We start from the raw sequence: 18,628 nt of genomic DNA, 5'->3' as shown, positions 1-18,628 counted from the left end.
GCTCCCACATGGATTTGTGTAACCTTGCAGCCTGGTGGTGTCTGGGATCTGGAAGGTATGCGGTTTATTGTCGGTCTGTTTGCTTTGATGGTGTTGTCTGCTTGCAAGCCGCAGGACGCGCCAACCCTCGAGCAACAACTCTACGTCTGGCAACGCCAATGGACGCCGGCCCATGCGCCGGCGCTACGTGACAGCCGCGCTGACTTCTCGACGCTGCGCGTGCTGGCGCTGCAGGCCTTTCCCAATGCGGGATGGAACCGGGCGCGGATCGATGCGCAATTATTGAAAGCTGATGGTCGTCCGTTGATTGCGGTGATTCGTCTCGACGGCCAGCTCAAGTCGCTGGATCAGGATCAGGTCACCACGCAGATTCTGCAGGTGCTTGCCGATTGGCAAGGGCAAGGCCTGACGCTGAGCGGTGTTGAAATCGACCACGACGCGGGTAATGCGCGGTTGCCGGCGTACGCTGAATTTCTCAGACATCTGCGCTCGGCCTTACCGGCATCCCTGCCTTTGAGCATCACGGCACTGCCGGCCTGGCTCGGCAGTGCGCAATTGCCCGAACTCCTGCAAACCGTCGACAGCAGCGTGCTGCAAGTGCATGCCGTCAGCGATCCGCGCCGCGGTTTGTTCGATCCAGATCAGGCGTTGAAATGGGCCGAAGCCTGGGCGCGTATCACCGACAAACCGTTCTATCTGGCGCTGCCCGCTTACGGCGTGGCGCTGTTGCCCGATGACGGCGGGGCGCCAGTGGTGGAAAGCGAAGTGCAACTGGAGCGGGGCGGGCAGCGCCGGGAGCTGCTGGCTGATCCGCTGCAACTGAGCCTGCTCGGTCTGGCATTGCGCGCAGACCCGCCCGCGCATCTGGCCGGTCTGATCTGGTTTCGTCTGCCGCTGGCCAATGATCGCCGCGCCTGGAGTCTGACCACCCTGCGAGCAGTGGCTCGGGGTGATCAACTCACCCGTCAGCTCGGCGTGACGTTCAGCGAACACGACGGCCTCTACGACATCAAACTCGACAATCCCGGCAACCTCGACAGTGCCTGGCCCGCGCGGATCACCCTCAAGGTGCAAAGTTGTGAAGGCGCCGATGCGCTCGCCGGTTACTCGTTGCAACAAAGCCCGGATCTGCTTACCTTCACCCGCCTGCGCGACGGCCGTTTGCCGGCGGGCGGACAACGCGCTATCGGTTGGGCGCGTTGCGCAAATATTGATCAAGGAGGTTCGCATGTTGACCCGTAACTGGCCCCGCCATCTGCTCTGCCTGAGCCTCTGCCTGCCGCTGGGTTCGGCGTTGGCCTGCGGGCCGGATTTCCCCATGCGCCTGCTCGACAATCGCGGGCAGACCCTCGCGGATCTGCCGGAGGGCAACTTCAACTTCGAACTCAGCCGCCTCGGCAAAACCATCGCCGGGCTGAAAAACGTCACCGCGGCAACGCACAATCCCAATGATATGTACGGCGAGGAAAACGCGGCGGCCGAGGCTCGGGAAAAGGCTGAACAGGCCGGACTAAGCGCTGAGCAGCAAGCGTTGGTCAAACAACTGCGCGGCCTGAGCGATGCGCGTCAGGTCGAGGCGCAGGGCGCCAGCCTGCCGGCGGAAATTCGCTTGTACGTGGCTGGTGCGGTGGCATTTGCCACTGGCGAACATCAACTTGCCGTCGAGTACTTCAACAAGCTGCTGGCGCTGCCGGCGGATCAGCGTCCGTTGCGCAGCACGTGGGCGGCGTATTCGCTGGGTCGCACCTGGTTTGCCATGAGCAGCGCAGGCGGGGATTCGGTCGAGGCGCTGGAGCGATCGCGTGATGCGTTCCACCAGGCCCGGCAACTGAGCATCGACGGTTTCAGCGATCCGCTGGAGTTGGGCGTCGCCAGTCTCGGCGAGGAGGCGCGGGTGTTGCGCACGGCGGGCGACTGGAGCGGCGCCATCGAATTGTATGAAGCACAGAACCTGCACGGCTCGGCCGTGGGTTATACCTCGCTCAAGCAATTGATGAATGAACTGGCGGAGTTGCCCGAGGCCGAACTCGCCGAGTTGCTGCAGCACAAAGCCGTGCAGCAACTGGTCACGGCATCGCTGGTCAGCCGCCAGGGCTGGTCGTTTGGCGATGAGCCGCCGAACGAGAAGAAACTGGTCAAACTGCTGCAAAACAGCACCCGTGGCAGCCTCGACAACGCTGATCGTCTGGCGGCGATGAGTTATCAACAGGGCGATTACGCTGGCGCCAAAGCGTTCCTTGAAAATGCCGGCGACGGCGGCCTGGCGTGGTGGCTACGGGCGAAACTGGCGGTGCGTGACGGCGATAAAAATGCCGCTGCGGCAGCTTATGCCAAAGCCGCGCAGGCCTTCCCGCAGAACGAGGACTGGGGTTACCGGCGCACGCCGGACTGGGCGTTTGAAAGTGTTCAGCCGAAGTGCCGGGTCGAGGGCGAAAGTGCGATTCTCGCGTTGCAGCGCGGCGAATACCTGCAAGCCTTCGTGCAGTTGTATCGCAGCAACAGCACCTATTGGTTCGACGCCGCCACCGTGGCCGAGCGTGTGCTGACGGTTGAGGAATTAAAACGCTACGTCGATGAAAACGTGCCGGCGCCGCCAGCGTTGACCCAGCAGCAGCGCGACAACTATGTACCGCTGCCGGTCGCCGCCAGCCTGCGCAATCTGCTTGGTCGGCGCTTGCTGCGTGAAGGGCATTACGCCGACGCGGTCGCTTACTTCGACAATCCCGATCTGCAAAACAAGGCTCGCCTCTACGGCGAACAACGGCTGAAGGCCGATGCTGCGTGGTGGCCGACCAAACGCGCCAGTGCGCTGTACAACGCCGCGTGGACGGCGCGTGAATGGGGCATGGATATTCTCGGTTACGAGATGGCGCCGGACTACGCCACGTTCGGTGGCAACTACAGCCTGGAAAGCGCAGAGCTGAAAGTCGGCCCGCTGGTCAGCGAAGCCGAAGTGCAGCGTCAGGCCGCCAGCGAAGCGAGACCGGATCAGCGCTATCACTACCGTTTTGTCGCCACCGAACTGGCCGGGCGCGCCGCTGACAACCTGCCGCATACCAGTCAGGCGTTTGCCGCCGTGCTGTGCAACGCCGCTGGCTGGAACAGCAGTCTTGAAGATCAGAGCGCGCTGTATCAGCGCTACATCAAGGAAGGCCCGTTCGTACCGTGGGCGGTGGACTTCGGCAATCAGTGCCCGTACCCGGATTTCGAAAACGCCGACAAGCGTTATGTCACTCAGGTAACGGATGCTGTGCGCTCGTCGCTGCGGCCGTACAAATGGCCGGTGCAGATCGGCGCGATTGTGCTGGTCGCGGGTGCTGCGTTGCTGTTGATCAGCCGTCGCCAGCGCAAGGTCCGCAAAGGCTAAGCCTGCTGGACGAAGGTCAGGCGCACGGCGAAACCGATCAACAGGCTGCCGAACAGCCATTGTTGTACGCGTTGGGCCGTTGGACTGTGTTGCAGCCAACGGCCCAACGCGGCGCCGGTCAAGGCGTAAGCACTGTCGAATAGCAGGCCGACGCCGACCAGCAGCATCCCGAGCACGGCGAACTGGCTTAGCACCGGCGCACCATCATTGACGACGAATTGCGGCAGCAACACCGAACAGAACAACAACGCTTTGGGATTGAGCAGATTAGTCAGCAAACCGCGTCGGACGGCTTCGCGCCATTGCCCGTGGGAATCGCCAGGCTCGACAGCATTCAGGTTCGGCAGCAGGGTGCTGCGCAGGCATTGAATGCCGATCCACAGCAGATACGCCGCCCCCGCCAATCGCACTACCTCGAATGTCCACGGCGCGGCTTTGAACAGCGCCGCCAGCCCCAACGCCGCCAAGGCCACGTGACAACCACGGGCAACGCCCAGGCCGATGGCAGTGGCCAGCGCCGCGCCGCGACCCTGGCGGGCACCGGTTTGCAAAAGCAGGATCATGTCCGGACCGGGCAGCAGATAGACCACGGCCAATGCCAGGAAAAACAGCCAGAGACTCGCCACGCTACACCCCTTTCGTTGTCGATTCGGTGAGCCAAGTCTAGGGCCGAAAGGTGGGGCAGGTGCTTGCGTAGTCCGCTTCAAAAGCCTGCTGCTTTGGCATAACCTGCTGGTTTTCACCGTAACGACTATCAGGATCTGCCAAACATGAAACTCGACGCCTTTGATCGCAAGATTCTCGCGGCCCTGCAACGTAATGGACGCCTGAGCAATGTCGAGCTGGCGGACGAAATCGGCTTGTCGGCCTCACCGTGTCTGCGCCGGGTGCGGATGCTTGAAGAGGCCGGGGTGATTCGCGGTTATCAGGCCAATCTCGATCGCGATGAAGTCGGCTTGGGGCTGACGGTGTTTGTCGGGGTCAAGGTCGAGCGCCACAACGATGAACAGGCCGAGGCGTTTTATGCTGCGGTAACGGCGCTGCCGGAGGTGATTTCAGCGTTTCTGGTATCGGGCGAGTCGGATTTTCTGTTGCAAGTGGTGGTGCCGGATCTGCGCGCGTATGACCGCTTTCTCAGTGGTTGCCTGCTGAAGCTGCCGGGTGTGAGCGATATTCGCAGCAACTTTGCGATCCACACGGTGAAGACGCCGGGCGCTTTGCCGTTGGGGCATCTTCCGTTATAGACCGAGTCGCATCCTTCGCGAGCAAGCTCGCTCCCACAGTGACCGCGCTCTTTCAGGCGTATTACGGTCGAATGTGGGAGCGAGCCTGCTCGCGAAAGTGGCAGTCCGGTCAATAAAGATTTCAGAACCCTACATCTGCGTCGCCATCCCCTCGACATTCATCGCCGCCTGGCGCAAAGCCTCGGAGCGCGTCGGGTGTGGATGGCACGTCAACGCAATGTCCTCAGCCGAAGCGCTGAACTCCATCGCCACACAGAACTCGCCAATCATTTCACTCACACTCGGCCCCACGAGATGCACGCCGAGTACTTCATCGGTGCGCTCATCAGCGAGGACTTTGGCGAACCCCTCGGTCTCGTGGTTGATCTTCGCTCGGCTGTTGGCGGTGAACGGAAACTTGCCGACCTTGTAGGCGCGGCCCTCGGCCTTGAGTTGTTCTTCGGTCTTGCCGACGCTGGCCAGTTCCGGTTGGGTGTAGATCACGTTAGGGATCAGGTCGTAATTGACCTCGCCAGCCTTGCCATGGATCTGCTCGACACACGCCATCGCTTCGTCTTCAGCCTTGTGCGCGAGCATCGGCCCGGAGGTTACGTCGCCGATCACCCAAACCCCGGCGGCTTCGGTGCGATGCTGTTGGTTGGCGAGCATGCCGCGTTTGTCGGTACTCAGGCCGACGTTCTCCAGACCGAGGCCCTGGGTGTACGGGCGGCGACCGATAGCGACCAGCACGTAATCGGCTTCGAGCAGTTCAGCTGTGCCACCCGCAGCAGGCTCGACGCTGAGCTGCACACTGTTTGCAGAAGAAGTGGCGCTGGTGACTTTCGAACCCAGTTTGAACGCGATGCCCTGTTTGCTCAGCGAGCGTTGCAGGGTTTTACCGGCTTCGCCATCAACGCCCGGACAGATGCGGTCGAGGTATTCGACCACGGTGACCTGTGCGCCCAGACGCCGCCATACCGAACCCAGTTCCAGGCCAATCACCCCGGCACCGATCACCACCAGATGCTTGGGTACTTCGCTCAGCGACAACGCGCCGGTTGAATCAAGAATGCGCTGGTTGTCGATCTCGACGCCGGGCAGGGGAGTGGGCTCGGAACCGGTGGCGATAATGATGTCCTTGGCGGTCAGTTCGATTTTGCTGCCCTGATCGTCGGTCACTGTGACCTTGCCGGGGCCATCGATGTGGCCCCAACCCTTGATCCACTCGACTTTGTTTTTGCGAAACAGAAACTCGATGCCTTTGGTCAGGCCGGAAACGCTCTCGTCTTTCTGTTTCATCATTTGCGCGAGGTTCAACGTCGGTTTGACCTCGATGCCGAGGTTGGCAAATTCCGCGCCCATCGCCGCGTCGTACAGCTCCGAGGCATGCAGCAAAGCTTTTGACGGCATGCAACCGACGTTCAGGCAGGTGCCGCCGAGCGTTGCCCGGCCTTCCACGCAAGCGGCCTTGAGGCCCAACTGGCCGGCGCGGATTGCTGCGTTATAGCCACCGGGGCCGCCGCCCAGAATCACCACGTCATAGTTGCTCATGCGCTTGCTCCTGTTTGATGGATGCGGATCGCTAAAAGTAGTTCCGGATGAAAATTACGAACGTAATATGTGCGTTTCCACACATTTCGGTCAAGGCTTCAGGCAAGCGACAGGTTGGGCATCTTTGAATAAGCGTAATTGTGTACGAATATTTCACCTATTTCGTTATATCGTAACGATAGGTGTGAGCCAATGAATTTGGGGTGATATGCAAGTCGATCTGGACGTAGAAGGCACGCAAGTGACCGGACTGCCGCGCTTTCAGCAGGCAGCCGTGCAAAGCCGACGCCTGCGACGCTGGGCAATCGGTCTCGGCGGTTTGGCCGGGGCAGGGTGGGTGCTGGCATTTTTTGTCGGACTGTTCGCTCCGCAGTCTTTGTGGCTGCCGCTGCTGGTCAACCAGAGTGCGGGGTTGCTGGTGCTGGTCGCAGGGCTGCAATCGGCGTGGTGGGTGACGCAATGGCGCGCGCAGGTGATCAATCCTGTTGTACTGACGCCGCTTACTGAGGAGGAACAACCCGCGCCGGAAGGTTGGTACGAGCGGCTATTGGATCGCTTCAGTCAAGGCAGTCTGCATCTGCTCAATCAGCTCGGTGCGGCGACGCTGTGGCTGGCGGGCTGGTCGCTGCTGGTGATGCTGAGCATCGAGCCGGTGTGGAACCTCGCGTTGCCGGCCTCTGCCGTGGGGGTATCTGCCACTGTGGGTGCTGCGTTGGCGCTGTTGCTGGCGTTCGGTTTGCTGGTACTGGAGCGGCAACTCGCTCAGGAAAATCCGGCGCAATGGCCCGAAGCAGGTGCATTGGCGCAACTGACGCGCGTGGCGATCATCAGTCTGGTGCTGGGCGCGATGTGTTTGTTGTTTGCAGGCGAGAATGCCGTGTGGCCGGTTCGCGTCGCCGTGTTGATCGGCATCTTGCCGGGACTGGTCGCGATCGAGCTGCTATTGCGCGCTGTTCTCTCAATATTTAGCCCGCGCCGTGAGCAGCTTGAACCGACGTTGCTGGCACGCTGTTTTGTCGCCGACATGCTGCGTTGGCCACCACAGCCGTTACTCGCCTTGCAGCATGAATTGCACAATCGCTTCGGCATCGATCTGCGCCAGATCTGGGCGTTCAGTTACATGCGCCGGGCTTTTCTGCCGGTGCTGACCTTGGTCGCCGCAGTGGGCTGGTTACTCACCGGCGTCCATGAAATCCCGTTACAGGGCCGTGGTATTTATGAGCGATTCGGCAAACCGGTGCAGGTGTTCGGTCCGGGACTGCATACGGGTCTACCGTGGCCGTTGGGGCGGGTGTTGATCGTTGAAAACGGCGTTGTTCATGAATTGGCAACCAGCGTCGGCGAGAACTCTGCGCCGCTGCAAGCCGACCCAGCTGAAGGTCCGGCGCCCATTACCGCCAACCGTTTGTGGGACGCCACTCATGTCAACGACAAGTCGCAAGTCATCGCCAGCAGCCGTGGCGAGCAGCAGAGCTTTCAGATCGTCAACATGGACGTGCGCTTTGTCTATCGCATTGGCTTGAGCGATCAGGCCGCGTTGGCCGCCACCTACAACAGTGCCGATGTGCCGACGCTGATCCGCAGCACCGCCAGCCGGATTCTGGTGCACGACTTTGCCTCACGCACGCTCGACGGTTTACTCGGTGAAGACCGTGTCGGGCTGGGCGAGGAGATCGGTCGCGCGGTGCAAAGCGATCTGCAAAGACTCGACAGCGGCGTGGAAATTCTCGCCACGGTCGTCGAAGCCATTCATCCGCCGGCCGGTGCCGCCAATGCCTACCACAGCGTGCAAGCGGCGCAGATTGGTGCGCAGGCCTTGATCTCTCGTGAGCGTGGCGCAGCGGCTGAAGCGAGCAATCAGGCGCAGTTGCAGGCCAGCCTGGCTCGCGATCAGGCCAGCGCCAATGCGCGGGAAACCGGCGCTACGGCGCAGGCAGCGGACCTGAGGTTCAGTGCCGAGCACAAAGCCTTCGTGAGTGCTGGTCAGGCCTTTGTGCTCGAGCAATACCTCGGTCAGCTCAGCCAAGGCCTGAGCAAAGCCAAATTGCTGATACTCGATCATCGCCTGGGTGGCAGCAGTAATGCTCCGACCATCGACCTGCGTACGTTTTCGCTGCCGGCTGACCCGACGCCTGCGCGCACCACCGCTCAACCAGGAGTCGCCCATTGAGCCAGTCGCACACACACGATCATCATGACCACAGCGGACACGCTCACGGTCACGGCGGGCATCACCACCATCACCACCACGGTGCGCCGGAAGAGGCCGGGCCTTTTCCGTGGCGACGGATGGGCTGGGCAGCCTTGTTGGTGGTGTTTGCCATTGCGGCGGCGAGCCTGGTGCAAGTGCGTTCCGGCGAAGCCACGGTCATTACCCGTTTCGGTAATCCATCGCGGGTGCTGCTTGACCCAGGTTTGAGCTGGCGCTGGCCGGCGCCGTTCGAGGCGGCGATTCCGGTGGATTTGCGTTTGCGTACGACCTCCAGTGGCTTGCAGGATGTCGGTACGCGCGACGGTTTGCGCATCATTGTGCAAGCTTACGTGGCGTGGCAGGTACAGGGTGATCCGGACAATGTGCAGCGCTTTATGCGGGCGGTGCAGAACCAGCCGGATGAAGCGGCGCGGCAGATTCGCACCTTTGTTGGCTCGGCGCTGGAAACCACCGCCAGCAGCTTCGATCTGGCGAATCTGGTCAACACCGATGCCAGTCAGGTACGCATCGCCGATTTCGAAGCGCAACTGCGCGAGCAGATCGATCAGCAATTGCTCGCGACTTATGGCGTGCGGGTGGTGCAGGTCGGCATCGAGCGATTGACCCTGCCGTCGGTGACGCTGACTGCCACCGTCGATCGTATGCGCGCCGAGCGTGAAACCATCGCCACGGAGCGTACGGCCATCGGTAAACGTGAAGCTGCACAAATCCGCTCTGCTGCCGAGCGTGATGCCCGGATCGTTCAAGCCGATGCCACCGTGAAGGCAGCAGAAATCGAAGCGCAATCCCGGGTCGAAGCGGCGCAGATCTATGGCCGCGCCTACGCCAGTTCACCACAGCTCTACAATTTGCTGCGCTCGCTGGACACCCTCGGCACCATTGTCACCCCGGACACCAAATTGATTCTGCGCACCGACGCCGCGCCATTCCGCGTGCTGGTCGATGGCCCACCGACACTCGACAGCAAACCCGGATCACAGCCATGAGTGATGAAGTTCCACGTGGAACACATTCGCTGAACAGTCCGTGGATTCAGGCTGGGCGTTTGGCGTTTTTTGCCCTGTATGCGGTGACAGTATTGGCCGCGCTGGCGTGGGCATTTTCTAATGTGCGGCAGATCGACCCGCAGAGTCGTGCGGTGGTTTTGCATTTCGGCGCACTTGATCGCATCCAGAATGCCGGTCTGTTATTGGCTTGGCCACAGCCGTTCGAACAGGTGGTTTTGCTGCCGGCAGCGGATCGGGTCATTGAGCGTCGAGTGGAAAATCTGTTGCGCAGCGATGAAGCATTGAAGGCTGATCGAGTCGCTTCGTTCGCCGTACCGCTGAGCGATGCGCTGGCTGGATCTGGTTATTTATTGACCGGCGATGCCGGCGTAGTGCAGCTCGATGTGCGGGTGTTTTACAAAGTCAGCGACCCTTACGACTTCGTATTGCAGGCCGATCATGTGCTGCCAGCCCTGGATCGATTGGTCACCCGCAGCGCCGTGGCGCTGACTGCCGCACGGGATCTGGACACCATTCTGGTCGCTCGCCCGGAGTTGATCGGCACTGACAATCAAGCGGCCGAACGCCGTGAAAGGCTGCGCGGTGATCTAGTGCAAGGCATCAACAAACGCTTGGCCGAGTTGAAAGCGAGCGGGCAGGGCATCGGCATCGAAGTGGCGCGGGTCGATGTGCAATCGAGTCTGCCGGCTCCGGCGGTCAGTGCGTTCAACGCGGTTCTCACGGCCAGCCAGCAAGCTGACAAAGCAGTGGCCAATGCACGCACGGACGCTGAGAAACTCACTCAGACTGCCAACGAACAGGCCGATCGCACTCTGCAAGTCGCTCACGCGCAGGCCGGTGAGCGCTTGGCCAAAGCTGCTGCCGACACCGCCACAGTATCGAGTCTGGCCAGCGCCACCGACCCGCAAATGCTCCTGCGCCTTTACCGCGAACGCATGCCGAAAATTCTCGGTGCGGCCGGTTCGGTGACCACGGTCGACCCGAAAGACGATTCCCGCCTGATCATTCAGGGAGCCAGTAAATGACTGCGACGACTGCCGTACCCAGCTTGTTGTCCTCCGCCGAACAACGCCGCGCTGCACGGCAACTGACCTTGGCCATGCTCGCGCTGGGGCTGCTTGGCCTGGGTCTGATCTGGCGCTGGTGGGTTCCGGAGCAAACCGGGGTTAGCCAATTGCTGCTCGGTTTTGCTTCATTATTGGTTGCTGTGCCGGTGATGCGTTCGGCGTGGTTCAGCCTTCGCTATCCGAGCCTGCATGGCATCACCGATCAACTGATTGCCCTGGCCATGCTCGGCGCGTGGGCGACCGGCGATCTGCTGACGGCGGCACTGCTGCCGATCATCATGATCTTCGGCCATGTGTTGGAAGAGCGCAGTGTCATTGGTTCGCAGGAAGCGATTCACGCCCTCGGTCAACTGACCCGCAGCCTTGCGCGCAAAGTTCAGGCTGATGGCTCGATCATCGAAGTGGATAACGCCACGCTGAAGGCCGGCGATACCGTTGAGGTGCGTGCGGGTGATCGGGTGCCGGCGGACGGTCGGGTGCTGTCCGGCCAAGCGAGTCTCGATACGGCTTCGATTACCGGTGAATTGGTACCGGTCGAAGCGGGCGTCGGCATGACGGTGTTCGGTGGTGCGATCAACCTCGACGGTCTGCTGCGGATCGAAGTGACGCGCACCGGCGATGACTCGACGCTGGGCAAAGTCATCGCGTTGATGCAAAACGCCGAGCGTTCGAAACCGCCGATCACGCGCTTGCTCGAACGTTATGCCGGAAGCTACATGGTGCTGGTGTTGCTGCTGGCGGCGGTGACCTGGTTTATCACCCACGATGCCCAAGCGATGCTCGCCGTGTTGGTCGCAGCCTGTCCGTGCGCGTTGGTGCTGTCGGCACCGGCCACGGCGATTGCCGGTGTCGCGGTAGCGGCACGCCACGGCATTCTGATCCGCAGTTCGGCGTTCCTAGAAGAACTGGCCGACCTCACTTCTCTGGTCGTCGATAAGACCGGAACCCTGACTTACGGCACCCTCCGCTTGCAGTCGATCAATAGCCCGCGTGCCGATTCGTCCACGGTCATGGTGCTCGCCGCCAGCCTCGGCGCGGCAAGCAGTCACCCGGTCAGTCGTGCGCTTGCGGGGTTGGTCGGTCAGGCAGAGTGTTTACCGCTGAGCGATATCCACGAACGCCAAGGCCTCGGCGTGGTGGCCATGACGGAGCAGGGCGAAGCGGCACTCGGTCGACCGGAATTGTTCGCGCAGTTGGGGATCGTAACCACCGCGGTCCCTGAGCACGATGGACCGATCGCCGGACTGGCCCTGAACGGCGAATTCTTCGCCTGGTTGTTGCTGGCCGACACGGTCAAGCCGGAAGCCCGCTTTGCCCTCGGCGAATTGCGTGCACTGGGCCTCGGTCGGCAACTGTTGCTGACTGGGGATCGAGAGAGCGTGGCCCAGTCTTTGGCGCGGGACGTCGATTTGCATGAAGTCCAGGCCCAAGCCTTGCCCGAAGACAAACTCAATCGCGTGCTCAAGGAAATCGACAATGGCTTCCGGCCAATGGTGGTGGGTGACGGCATCAACGATTCGCTCGCACTCAAGGCGGGCGTGGTCGGTGTGGCGATGGGCGCAGGCGGGGCAGACATCGCTCTGGCCTCGGCGGACATCGTCTTGATTGGCAGCGATTTGCGTCGTCTCGGCACTTGTGTGCGGCTCAGCCGCCAGTGCCGCAGAACGTTGCAGGTCAACGTGATCATCGGACTGGGCTGGACTCTGGTGATTGTCGTGTTCGCCGCCTTCGGTTGGCTCGGCGCTGCCGGGGCCATGATCGCCGCACTGTTGCACAACCTCAGCACGTTGCTGGTACTGGGTAACGCCGGGCGTTTGTTGCGTTTCCAAGAGCCTCTGCTAAAGATGAAAGAGCAGAATTGATCGTTTTTTGAACTGCGCGCCGGGCTGTCTGTCCTTAGATCAGGCGCGTTGAATACGGATCACACAGCCTTGCAGGTTCATAGTCAGCGGCTATCAAATCGATAGCCTGCTATTTTTCAAGGATGGTCTACCCTCAGATCAGACGTCTGAAACAAGGGGGGATTTTCCATGCTCGCGCAACTTCCACCGGCCTTACAGAATCTGCAGCTACCGCTTCGACTGCGGCTCTGGGACGGCCATGAGTTCAATCTTGGGCCAGCGCCCAGCGTCACCATCGTGGTCAAGGACCCGCAGATGGTCACCCAGTTCACCCATCCAAGCCTCGATGCGCTTGGCGCGGCTTTCGTTGAAGGCAAACTCGAACTGGAGGGTTCGATCAGCGAAGTCATCCGGGTCTGTGACGAATTGAGCACGGCCTTGCTCGATGAGGACGAAGGCAGTCAGCCCGTGCGGGTTTTTCACGACAAGGAAACCGACGCCAAGGCCATTTCCTACCACTACGACCTGTCCAACGCGTTCTACCAGCTCTGGCTGGACAGCGACATGGCGTATTCCTGCGCGTATTTCGAAACCGGCAGCGAAACGCTTGAGCAAGCGCAGCAAGCCAAATTCCGCCATCTGTGCCGCAAGCTGCGTTTGCAGCCGGGTGACTATCTGCTGGATGTCGGTTGCGGCTGGGGTGGTCTGGCACGTTACGCGGCTCGAGAATTCGGTGCGAAGGTCTTCGGCATTACCCTGAGCAAGGAACAGCTTGAACTGGCACGCGAGCGGGTCAAAGCCGAAGGACTGGAAGACCAGATCGAACTGCAGCTGCTCGACTACCGCGATCTGCCCCAGGACGGGCGTTTCGACAAGGTCGTCAGCGTCGGCATGTTCGAGCACGTCGGTCACGCCAATCTCGCCGAGTACTGCAAAACCCTGTTCGGTGCGGTAAAGGAGGGCGGTCTGGTGATGAACCATGGCATCACCGCCAAACACACCGATGGTCGTCCGGTAGGACGCGGAGCGGGGGACTTCATCGAGAAATACGTATTTCCCAACGGTGAGTTACCGCACCTGGCGATGATCTCGGCCGAGATCAGCGAAGCTGGCCTGGAGGTTGTTGACGTCGAAAGTCTGCGCCTGCACTACGCGCGCACGCTGGATCACTGGAGCGAGCGGCTGGAGGACAATCTCGAAGCCGCTGGCAAACTGGTACCGGATCAAGCGCTGCGCATCTGGCGTTTGTACCTGGCTGGCTGCGCCTATGCGTTCGCGCGTGGCTGGATCAATCTGCACCAAATCCTCGCGGTGAAGGCACACCCGGATGGCAGCCATGAACTGCCGTGGACTCGCGACGACATCTATAACCCTTAACACTGAATAATCCGCTCTCCCACGGGAGAGGGTTTTTTATAGAATCGGCGAAATCAGCCGGGCGATCCGCATGCCTACTTGTTGCAGGCGGTGGAGCTCCCGGCTTTCTTCTTTGGCGATTTCGTAGGCTTGTTCGAAATCCGATTTGAGCATGTTTTCCACACTGGCGGCGAATGTACTGTCGACGGTCAGCAGCATCACTTCGAAATTCAGCCGGAATGAGCGGTTGTCCAGATTGGCGCTGCCGATGGCGCTGATCTCGCTGTCGATCAACACCACTTTCTGATGCAGGAAACCGGGTTCGTAGCGGAATACCCGCACGCCAGCGCGCACGGCTTCAAACGCGTAGAGGCTGGAAGCGGCGTAGACGATGCGGTGATCTGGCCGCGACGGCAGCAGCAATCGCACATCGACGCCACGCAGAACGGCCAATCTTAATGCAGCAAATACAGCCTCGTCGGGGATGAAATACGGGCTGGTGATCCACACCCGTTCGGTCGCCGCGTGGATCGCTTCGACAAAGAACAACGAGCAGGTTTCGTAGGCATCCGCCGGGCCGCTGGCGAGCAATTGGCAGAGCACGCCGTCATCCGGGTATTCATCTGGCAGGATCAGCGGCGGCAGGGTCCGTGCGGCCCAGAACCAGTCTTCGGCAAAGGATTCCTGCATACACGCGACGACCGGGCCACGTACCTTCACATGGGTATCGCGCCAAGGTGCCAGTGGTGGTTTTTCACCCATGTATTCATCGCCAACATTGTGCCCGCCGACAAAACCGACCACGCCATCGACCACGACGATCTTGCGGTGGTTACGGAAGTTGACCTGAAAGCGATTGAGCCAACCGCTGCGTGTGGCGAAGGCTTTGACCTCGACGCCGCCATCGCGCAATGCCTGCACATAGTTGTGGGGCAGGGCGTGGCTGCCGATGCGGTCATAGAGCAGATGAATAGAGACGCCTTCGGCGGCTTTCTTCAGTAACAGATCGCGCAGGCGTTGGCCGAGCCGATCATCGTGAATGATGAAAAACTGGATCAGCACCGCTTCTTTCGCTTGATCGATGGCCTGGAAGATCGCGTCGAAGGTGGCCGCACCGTTTATCAACAATTGCACTTCATTGTTCGCCAGGCACGGCATGCGGCCGAGCTTGGGCATTGCGCGTAACGAGGCGTAGGCATTCGAGGCGCGCGCAGTCAGTGCCTCTTCCACCCACGGGCGCCAGTTCAACTCGGAGATGGCCTGACGCATCTGTTCATTCGCCTGGCGCCGCGCCTTGATGTACCCATCAAAGGTGCTGCGGCCGAACACCAGATACGGAATAAGCGTGAGGTAGGGAATGAAGATCAGCGACAATGCCCAGGCGATCGAGCCTTGAGCCGTGCGCACGGTGAGCACCGCATGGATGGCGGCGATCAAGCCGAGGGTGTGTATCAGGGCGATCAGATAACCGAAAATGTGCGGTCCAAAATAATCCATGGGGCAGCCTTGCTCCGGAAGATTCAATGCTTAACAGACCATGTTCTGTCGCGAATGTCGCTATTTAATTGGTGCATGAACCGAAGCAATCGGCCGACGTCTAACGGCCACTACTGATCAGGAGTTTTTCGATGAACGTTCGTCTGCTGGGTTTGGCGCTGGGCCTGGGTTTGGCATTGCCGGTGGTTGCGCAGGCGCAGATGTTGCAGCCGGGGCTGTGGGAAATGACATCGAGCAACGTCAAGGTCGATGATCAGCCAATGGATGTGCAATCGATCCTCGGCCAGTTGCAAGGGCAGATGACCCCGCAACAGCGTGCAGCGCTGGAGAAGAACGGGATCAATATCGGCGGCAAGGGTATTCGCGCGTGTCTGACGCCGCAGCAAGTGGCGACCAACGATATTCCGCTGGCCGATCCGCAATCGGGTTGCAAACAGCAGATCACCGAGCGCAGCGGCAACCAATGGAAATTCCGTTTCAGTTGCCCGAAAGCGCAGGGCACCGGTGTGGCGACGTTCCTCAGTGATCGGGAATTCACCACCGTGGCCAACGGCACGTTCAATGCGATCGGGATCAATCAGAAGGGCAGTCTGGAGACCCGCGCGGTTTGGTTGGGCCAAGACTGCGGCAGCGTTAAACCAAGAGCTTAAAAGCTTCGCGAGCAGGCTCGCTCCCACCTTTGAAATGCAGTCTGATGTGGGAGCGAGCCTGCTCGCGATAGCGTCCTCGAATTCAGCGCATAAATCTCAGCGCTAACCCCCGACACCCCTCGTTCACCCGCCCATTCCGCCACGCAATCTGCCCTGAGACAATCGTCGTACTTACCTGATGACGAAAGCTGCGTCCGGCAAACGGCGTCCATGCACACTGCGACAGAATGGGTTGTCGATTCACTTCCAGCGTTTGTGGCTCCACCAATACCAAGTCCGCCCAGTACCCCTCACGTAGATACCCACGATCGGGAATCGCAAACAGATCCGCGACTCTGTGGCTGGTCTTCGAAACCAACGTTGTGATTGGCAGCACATCGTCCGCCACCAGCTCCATCAGTGCCGGCAACGCATGCTGCACCAGCGGCAATCCCGAAGGTGCCTGCGCATAAGGCCGCTGCTTTTCCTCCCAGGTATGCGGCGCGTGATCACTGCCGATCACGTCCAGGCGATGGCTGTTCAGCGCTTCGCGCAAAGCATCGCGATCGCCCTGCGTCTTGATCGCCGGGTTGCACTTGATCAGGTTGCCGAGGCTTGGGTAGTCGCGATCATCAAACAACAAATGATGCAGACAGACTTCGGCAGTGATGCGTTTTTGCGCCAGCGGTTTGTCCTCGAACAACGCCAATTCTCGCGCGGTAGTCAGGTGCAAAACGTGTAACCGCGTGCCGTGACGTTTCGCCAGTTCCACCGCCAGTGAAGAGGAGCGATAACATGCCTCGGCATTACGTATCAGCGGGTGAGCGGCGGGAGGGATTCGCTCGCCGAACAACTCACGCAGATTGGCTGCGTTGGCGTCGATGCTCGGCGTGTGTTCGCAGTGGGCCAACAGGATCGTCGGCACCTCGGCAAACAGTCGCTCAAGGATCTGCGGATCATCCACGAGCATGTTGCCGGTCGAAGCGCCCATGAACACTTTTACGCCGGCCACTTCACACGGATTGAGCGCGGCGACCGTGTCGAGGTTGTCGCGGCTCACGCCAAAGTGAAAGCCGTAATTGGCCACCGAGTTGATTGCCGCCCGGCGCTTTTTATCCGTCAGTGCTTCATGGGTGAGGGTGGCCGGATTGGTGTTGGGCATGTCCATGAAGCTGGTGATGCCACCCGCAACCGCTGCTCGCGACTCGGTATAAATACTGCCCTTGGCCGGCGCCCCCGGTTCACGAAAATGCACCTGGTCATCGATCATCCCCGGCACCAGCCATTGGCCGTTGGCGTCGATTTCCACCGTGGCATTTTCGCCTTCGATGCAGCGGGCAATCTTGACGATGCGGCCATTGCTGACCAACAGATCACTGTCGAACTCGCGCCCTTCGTTGACCAGTCTTGCATTGCGAATCAGCACGCTGCTCATGGTTCAGAACTCGTTCTGCAAAGCTTTATAGCCGCGCACCAGATCGACGTTGGTGCGCGCTACGTCTTCGGAAAACTCCGAGGCGCTGATACTCACCGGCGGAAATAACGAGAGGTCGGTATTCGGTCCGATGCGAGTCGTGGAGGGCACGTAGAACGCGTCCGGCAAATCGCGACCGTCGACCACCGAGTTGTGCCGCACCACGCAGCCGTTGCCAACGACACAGTTGAACAGCACGCTGTTGAAACCGATAAACACTCGGTCGCCAACCACGCAGGGGCCGTGCACGATAGAGCGGTGGGCGATGGAACTGAATTCACCGATGGTCACTGCCGCGCCGGATTTGGAGTGGATCACCACGCCATCCTGGATGTTCGAGTTGGCGCCGATGGTGATTGGCTCCATCTCTCCAGAGGCGTCCACTTCATCGGCGCGAATGACCGCATAAGGGCCGACGAAAACGTTTTCACCGATGACCACCTTGCCGCAGACGATCGCGGTTTTATCGACATAGGCCGACTCGGCAATCTGCGGCAAATCACCTGAAGGATTCTTGCGGATCATGGTCGGCTCAGTGCGTCGTAAAGGGTGTTGAGGTTGTATTCGAACAGACCCGTGAAGGTGCTTGCCGGGCCGCTGGTGGCGAGGGCATCGGAGTAGAGCGTGCCGCCGATATGCGCACCGCTTTCGTCGGCGATCTGTTTGAGCAGGCGTGCATCCTTGATGTTTTCCATGAACACCGCTTTGACTTTGGCCTGACGAATCTGAGTGATCAGCGCCGCAACTTCAGCAGCTGATGGCTCGCGTTCCGTGGACAAACCCTGTGGCGCCATGAAGTCGATGCCGTACGCCTGGCCGAGATAACCGAAAGCATCGTGACTGGTGACGATCTTGCGGTTGCCCGGTGGCAGCGACCCGAGCTTGACCTTGGCTTCAGCAAGCAGCGCGTAGATCTGCTTCAGGTAGGTTTTACTGTTGCGTTCGTAGTCGGCTTTGTTCGCCGGATCCGCAGCGATCAGTACCTTGGTGATATTGGCGACGTACAACTCGGCGTTTGCCAGGTTGTGCCAGGCATGTGGATCGGGAACGGTCTCGCCGTCTTCATCCAGTGAGCGTGGAATCACACCGTAACTGGCACTGATGACCGTGGCTTTGGTGTCGGTGCTGGTGACCAGACGATCCAGCCATGGCTCGAAACCCAGGCCATTCTTGATGATCAGTCTGGCCTTGAGCAGGGCTTTGGCATCGTCTGGGCTCGGCTCATAAGTGTGCGCGTCGGCGTCCGGGCCGACCATGTTGGTGACCTGGATATGTTCGCCGCCGACCTGATGAACCATGTCCGCGAGAATGCTGAAGCTGGTAACCACCGGCAATTTTTCCGCCGCCGACAAGGACATCGACAGCATCAGGCTGAACAACACGACTAGAGCACGCATCGGGAAA

The 18,628-nt window shown here is 60.4% G+C and carries 15 protein-coding genes; 9 read left to right on the top strand and 6 right to left on the bottom strand.

The genetic code is table 11. From position 1 onward, the window contains the following. Positions 1-57: 57 nt before the first annotated feature. Positions 58-1,242 carry a DUF3142 domain-containing protein gene (locus tag ACRRSD_RS15200; protein ID WP_435034160.1) on the top strand — a complete coding sequence of 395 codons (1,185 nt, stop codon included), beginning with the start codon at positions 58-60 and terminating at the stop codon, positions 1,240-1,242. Next, positions 1,229-3,367, top strand: a complete 2,139-nt coding sequence (locus ACRRSD_RS15195; protein ID WP_435034159.1) for a hypothetical protein — start codon at positions 1,229-1,231, stop codon at positions 3,365-3,367. Before ACRRSD_RS15200 ends, ACRRSD_RS15195 begins: the two co-directional genes overlap by 14 nt. Here the strand turns inward: ACRRSD_RS15195 and ACRRSD_RS15190 are convergent. Further along, on the bottom strand, positions 3,364-3,993 hold the full coding sequence (locus ACRRSD_RS15190) for a LysE family translocator (RefSeq protein ID WP_435034158.1): 630 nt from the start codon (positions 3,991-3,993) through the stop codon (positions 3,364-3,366). The genes ACRRSD_RS15195 and ACRRSD_RS15190 overlap by 4 nt on opposite strands. A 144-nt stretch (positions 3,994-4,137) precedes the next feature. Here ACRRSD_RS15190 and ACRRSD_RS15185 point away from each other — a divergent pair, with 144 nt between their 5' ends. Next, on the top strand, positions 4,138-4,611 hold the full coding sequence (locus ACRRSD_RS15185; protein ID WP_007960832.1) for an Lrp/AsnC family transcriptional regulator: 474 nt from the start codon (positions 4,138-4,140) through the stop codon (positions 4,609-4,611). Between the two features lie 129 nt (positions 4,612-4,740). Here ACRRSD_RS15185 and lpdA read toward each other — a convergent pair whose 3' ends face one another. After that, positions 4,741-6,141, bottom strand: a complete 1,401-nt coding sequence (lpdA, locus tag ACRRSD_RS15180) for a dihydrolipoyl dehydrogenase (protein ID WP_435034157.1) — start codon at positions 6,139-6,141, stop codon at positions 4,741-4,743. Between the two features lie 208 nt (positions 6,142-6,349). Here lpdA and hflK (ACRRSD_RS15175) point away from each other — a divergent pair, with 208 nt between their 5' ends. From hflK (ACRRSD_RS15175) to cfaB, 5 genes are all read left to right on the top strand, one after another. Next, the gene (hflK, locus tag ACRRSD_RS15175) at positions 6,350-8,311 is read left to right on the top strand and encodes a protease modulator HflK (protein ID WP_435034156.1); all 1,962 of its coding nucleotides are present in this window, start codon (positions 6,350-6,352) and stop codon (positions 8,309-8,311) included. Next, entirely contained in the window at positions 8,308-9,339 is a 1,032-nt protein-coding gene (hflC, locus tag ACRRSD_RS15170) for a protease modulator HflC (protein ID WP_435034155.1), read from the top strand. Before hflK (ACRRSD_RS15175) ends, hflC begins: the two co-directional genes overlap by 4 nt. Then, on the top strand, positions 9,336-10,385 hold the full coding sequence (gene hflK / locus ACRRSD_RS15165; RefSeq protein ID WP_435034154.1) for a protease modulator HflK: 1,050 nt from the start codon (positions 9,336-9,338) through the stop codon (positions 10,383-10,385). The genes hflC and hflK (ACRRSD_RS15165) overlap by 4 nt, the downstream gene beginning before the upstream one ends. After that, positions 10,382-12,289 (top strand): cation-translocating P-type ATPase, encoded by a 1,908-nt coding sequence (locus ACRRSD_RS15160; protein ID WP_435034153.1) that lies wholly within the window; start codon positions 10,382-10,384, stop codon positions 12,287-12,289. The genes hflK (ACRRSD_RS15165) and ACRRSD_RS15160 overlap by 4 nt, the downstream gene beginning before the upstream one ends. Before the next feature lie 168 nt (positions 12,290-12,457). Continuing rightward, a complete protein-coding gene (cfaB, locus tag ACRRSD_RS15155; protein WP_435034152.1) occupies positions 12,458-13,645 on the top strand; it encodes a C17 cyclopropane fatty acid synthase CfaB in 1,188 nt (395 codons plus the stop codon). A 36-nt stretch (positions 13,646-13,681) separates the two neighbouring features. Here cfaB and cls read toward each other — a convergent pair whose 3' ends face one another. Beyond that, positions 13,682-15,121 carry a cardiolipin synthase gene (gene cls / locus ACRRSD_RS15150; protein ID WP_435034151.1) on the bottom strand — a complete coding sequence of 480 codons (1,440 nt, stop codon included), beginning with the start codon at positions 15,119-15,121 and terminating at the stop codon, positions 13,682-13,684. A 131-nt stretch (positions 15,122-15,252) separates the two neighbouring features. Here cls and ACRRSD_RS15145 point away from each other — a divergent pair, with 131 nt between their 5' ends. Beyond that, a complete protein-coding gene (locus ACRRSD_RS15145) occupies positions 15,253-15,771 on the top strand; it encodes a DUF3617 domain-containing protein (protein ID WP_435034150.1) in 519 nt (172 codons plus the stop codon). Positions 15,772-15,853: 82 nt separating this feature from the next. On the opposite strand, the gene ACRRSD_RS15140 is transcribed toward ACRRSD_RS15145, so the two are convergent. Genes ACRRSD_RS15140 through ACRRSD_RS15130 form a run of 3 tightly spaced genes read right to left on the bottom strand, consistent with a single transcriptional unit; the run spans position 15,854 to position 18,621 of the window. Next, positions 15,854-17,185: a dihydroorotase gene (locus ACRRSD_RS15140; RefSeq protein WP_435034149.1), complete on the bottom strand. Its 1,332-nt coding sequence runs from the start codon at positions 17,183-17,185 to the stop codon at positions 15,854-15,856. Between the two features lie 3 nt (positions 17,186-17,188). After that, entirely contained in the window at positions 17,189-17,749 is a 561-nt protein-coding gene (locus ACRRSD_RS15135) for a carbonate dehydratase (RefSeq protein ID WP_435034148.1), read from the bottom strand. Further along, positions 17,746-18,621 (bottom strand): metal ABC transporter substrate-binding protein, encoded by an 876-nt coding sequence (locus tag ACRRSD_RS15130; RefSeq protein WP_435034147.1) that lies wholly within the window; start codon positions 18,619-18,621, stop codon positions 17,746-17,748. Before ACRRSD_RS15130 ends, ACRRSD_RS15135 begins: the two co-directional genes overlap by 4 nt. Between the last annotated feature and the right edge of the window lie 7 nt (positions 18,622-18,628).

It is taken from the genome of Pseudomonas neuropathica (assembly GCF_051174785.1).
Taxonomy (GTDB): Bacteria; Pseudomonadota; Gammaproteobacteria; order Pseudomonadales; family Pseudomonadaceae; genus Aquipseudomonas; species Aquipseudomonas neuropathica_A.
The sequence above is the reverse complement of the archived record's forward strand: the minus strand, read 5'-3'. Positions and strand labels throughout refer to the sequence as shown.